The 3,701-nt window shown below is 46.0% G+C and carries 4 protein-coding genes and 1 pseudogene; 2 read left to right on the top strand and 3 right to left on the bottom strand.

Features of this window, described 5'->3' with window-relative positions; translation table 11 throughout:
* Positions 1 to 116: 116 nt before the first annotated feature.
* From AC5JL3_RS30545 to AC5JL3_RS30535, 3 genes are all read right to left on the bottom strand, one after another.
* Positions 117 to 527: a hypothetical protein gene (locus AC5JL3_RS30545; RefSeq protein ID WP_496078028.1), complete on the bottom strand. Its 411-nt coding sequence runs from the start codon at positions 525 to 527 to the stop codon at positions 117 to 119.
* A 41-nt stretch (positions 528 to 568) separates the two neighbouring features.
* Entirely contained in the window at positions 569 to 1,462 is an 894-nt protein-coding gene (locus AC5JL3_RS30540) for an ABC transporter permease (RefSeq protein ID WP_496078027.1), read from the bottom strand.
* Positions 1,463 to 1,661: 199 nt separating this feature from the next.
* Positions 1,662 to 2,681 carry an ABC transporter ATP-binding protein gene (locus AC5JL3_RS30535; RefSeq protein WP_496078026.1) on the bottom strand — a complete coding sequence of 340 codons (1,020 nt, stop codon included), beginning with the start codon at positions 2,679 to 2,681 and terminating at the stop codon, positions 1,662 to 1,664.
* A 146-nt stretch (positions 2,682 to 2,827) separates the two neighbouring features.
* On the opposite strand from AC5JL3_RS30535, the gene AC5JL3_RS30530 reads away from it, so the two are divergent.
* Together AC5JL3_RS30530 and AC5JL3_RS30525 are read left to right on the top strand one after the other, a co-directional pair.
* Positions 2,828 to 3,364 carry a Uma2 family endonuclease gene (locus tag AC5JL3_RS30530; RefSeq protein ID WP_496078025.1) on the top strand — a complete coding sequence of 179 codons (537 nt, stop codon included), beginning with the start codon at positions 2,828 to 2,830 and terminating at the stop codon, positions 3,362 to 3,364.
* A 68-nt stretch (positions 3,365 to 3,432) separates the two neighbouring features.
* A pseudogene (locus AC5JL3_RS30525) lies at positions 3,433 to 3,651 on the top strand (protein kinase domain-containing protein); the annotation flags it as partial.
* Between the last annotated feature and the right edge of the window lie 50 nt (positions 3,652 to 3,701).

Genomic DNA, 3,701 nt, shown 5'->3' with positions numbered 1-3,701 from the left:
AAGAAAGATGTGACTAATGCATAGCTTTTTAAGGGGGATTTAGGGGGATCTGAATCTGACGGGGAAAGCCAGAAAACACGCCCTAGGGGGGCGAAAATTGGCTGCAACCAAAACGTCTACTGTTCGCTTTCTACCTGCGGCGTTGTCTCTGGAGTCACAGGAGACACTGGATTACCTAATCTCTGTAACTGTTGCTGACGAAACTGTGCAGCCGCATCATCTATGTTTTCGCGGCTTTCAGTCGTGAAGTCATTCATGTCACGCGAATTGTACAGTCTGGAGTTGTGAATCAAGTCAAAAACGCTAAAACCATCACCACCAGCGCTACCTGTGAAAGGATCTACCTCATTTTGCTGAGTGTTGAAGTCTTGTAGGGGTTGAACTCTGTCGGCTGGTTGTGCCGACGCAGTTTGGGGTAGTATAGCCGACGAGATTGCGGCTAGGGTGGCTGAGAGTCCAACACCTAAAGCAAGACGAACTAGCAACGTTGAGGCAAATCCAGAAACCAATGGGTTGCTTATTTTCATGGCAGTTTACAGCTCAATAGACTGATTTTAAGGATTCTAGGCTACGAAAAACGACGACGCAGTAGGGGCTGAATTGCCACTAGTACTACAGCATCAAAGGCTAAAAGGACAAGAAGTGCGCCACCAAACGTAATGGATACCCAAGGTGCTTGCATGACAATACTACCGAGCGACCATCCAGAATGAGTATAAAGATAACGGATTGGCTCGATCGCATAACTCAACGGATTGAGACTTGCCACAACCTGCAACCATCTCGGCATAAAGGAAAGAGGTGCAAGGGCAGTACTAGCAAACAGCAGAGGCAAGTTCGTCACAAAAATTACCGCAATTAGCTCAATATGCCCCGGTAGTGCAAAAGCGAGTCCCAAACTCAAGGCCGTGACACCCACAACCAGCAAAAAGACAATCAGGGCAATGATTCCCAAACCAACAAGATTCGGTAAACCTGCGCCTAAAAAGGCACTCACGGCAACAATTGCCGCAGCCTGAAGCAAGCTGAGGGCAATAATGTAAATCGCACTCGCGGCAACAATTGAGAAGCGAGAGGCGAGAGGGGCAACAAGTAAGCGATTCAAAAAACCAAATTCCCGATCAAACATCACTGGCAACCCAGCATTCAGCGCACCAGCAAAAGCGGTGAAAACAATCACACCAGCACCGAGAAATCGCCCATAGGAGAGTTCATTGCCAAATAGCCCTTGAGGAGCATTTTGAAATAATGCCCCAAATAGAACCAGCCACATAACAGGTTGAATAATTCCAGCAATTAATGTGGAAGGACGCCGTTGTAGCTGAATGAATAGACGTTTGGTTAAAGCAAAAGTTTCTTGGACGAATTCACCGAGGCTAGGAGTATTATTAGCTGGGATTTGACTAGATACTTCTGGCTGCAATTTGATGTCAGGTTTAGAAGGAGTAATAGTTCCGCTCATCTTAATTTCTTCTGTGTTTCAAAGGAATTTTCTTGTCTTTTGGAGAGTCGTTAATTTGGCGGCTAGTGTCTGTATTAGATAGACACCATAAGACGAAAGCTCACGAACGTTTGAATGAAAATCTTGATTCCTTCTGCCCTTTGCCTTCTGCCTTATTTTCAGATTAGGCTGCTGTGCCTCTACTACAAAACCGCCTAAACTAGCGCATATTTTGCTTTTTCTCCGCTTTGGGGTCGCGTGTCCCAGCAGAGGCGAGTTCAGCATCTAGTAATGTTCGACCCGTAGCCGCAAGATAGACATCATCCAAACTCGGTCGTGCTTGAGCAATTCCAAATGTTGGTAAATCAGCGTCTTTCAACGATTGTTGAATGCTCATTAACGCATCACTTTGAGGTTTCACGACAAGGTTTAGAGAGTTACCCTGAGCGTTATTAATAATGATTTCTTGCACAAAGGGTAGATTTTGAAGCATATCTTTAGCTTTTTGGGCTTCCTCAATGGGAGAAAACTCACGGATGCGAAGTGTAATGCGATCGCCTCCTACCTGATCTTTCAACTGAGAAGGTGTCCCCTCTGCAATCACAACCCCCCGATCAATAATCGCCACTCGGTTAGCTAGTGCATCAATCTCTTCTAAATAGTGGCTGGTAATCAAAACCGTCGTTCCCGCTTCTCGCAGTTTACGCAACAAATCCCAGACGACGAAACGACTTTCGATATCTAGCCCAACAGTTGGTTCATCTAGCACCAAAACATCCGGTTGATGCAGCAATCCAGCGGCTAAGTCAATCCGTCTTTGCAGTCCTCCCGAATAGGTGCCAGTCTTTTTATCCGCATATTCTTCTAAGCCCAACAGATTGATCACTTCCTCAATCCGCTTTTTAGCAGCAGCATTAGGGAGGTGATAAAGGGCGGCTTGCAGTTGCAAAAGTTCTCTTCCTGTGAGTACCTTATCCAGAGCCACTTCCTGCGCCACATAACCTAAGCGTTGCCTCGCTAACCTCGGCTGAGCGATCGCAGAAATCCCGGATACCTCAACCTTACCTGCATCGGGTGTCGTTAAAGTACAAATACAGCGAATTGTCGTGGTTTTACCTGCACCATTGGGACCCAGTAACCCAAAGATTTCTCCAGGTTCCACTTGAAAGGAAATATCCTTAACGGCTTCCACTGAGCCATAGCGCTTCTGGAGGTTCTGGATTAAAACAGCAGCTACCATAAATATTTTTCCGCCAGGAAAGGCTACATAAAACTAAACAGTCTTTACTTTCCATTTTAGGGCGTGAGCAGCCAGAGGGTGTGAAGCGCTAAGCTGACAGCAGCAGGACTATCCCTCTGAATCAAGACTGCAAAGGAGTTATGGCTATGGTAGCAACTGCGGTTGTATCGGAAAATGTCTCTTTAGATGACTTGATGTTCAATCTCCCGGAACACATGGAGTGGGTAGATGGGCAATTTATAGAGAAAAATGGGATGACATTACAGCACAGTGAAATTCAGGGAAATTTGTACTTTTACTGGAGGAGTTATCATTCCAGTGGACAAGGGGGAAAAGTCTATACTGATGTACCTTGTCGCACGACTAAGCAAGTGCGGCGTCCAGATGTTGCCTATCTTACGCCTGAACTAGTCGCGCAGTTTGGTAAGGCAGATATATTGCCACAAAGTTTCCCGCTAATTGCTGAAATTGTTTCGCCTACTGATGTGGCTGAGGACGTGTTTCTTAAAGCGCAGGAATATTTACAGTCTGGTTGCGAGGAAGTTTGGTTAGTGTTCCCTAAGAGTCTTTTAATCTTGGTGATGACTCAAACTCAGATATTAGGGTTTAAAGCGGGTGAGGTAGTTAACACTCAAAAGGTACTGCTGGGTTTTAGTGTGGCGGTTGATGAGTTGTTGGCGTGAGGCTGACAATTGGCTTGGTTTTTGGGAAGACTTGTAGGTATAGACATAATCTGCTGATGGTTTCCCAAATATGCTCTATTGTTCCAATCCTAAAATGCGGAGTGATTCACCGGGATATCAAGCCAGAGAATATTATGCGCCGTCATAAGGATGGCAAGTTGATGCTGATTGATTTCGGTGTATCCAAGCAAGTAACTGCAACACTTCTCGGTCAAGCAGGTACAACAGTTGGAACGCCTGGATATGCGCCGCTTGAACAAATACGTGGTCAAGCTTACCCAGCTAGTGCAGCCCGGCAGAAGTAACTGACCACTTCAGCCCGGTACAGGGTACCCCT

The organism is Symplocastrum torsivum, assembly GCF_059505465.1.
The sequence above is the reverse complement of the archived record's forward strand: the minus strand, read 5'-3'. Positions and strand labels throughout refer to the sequence as shown.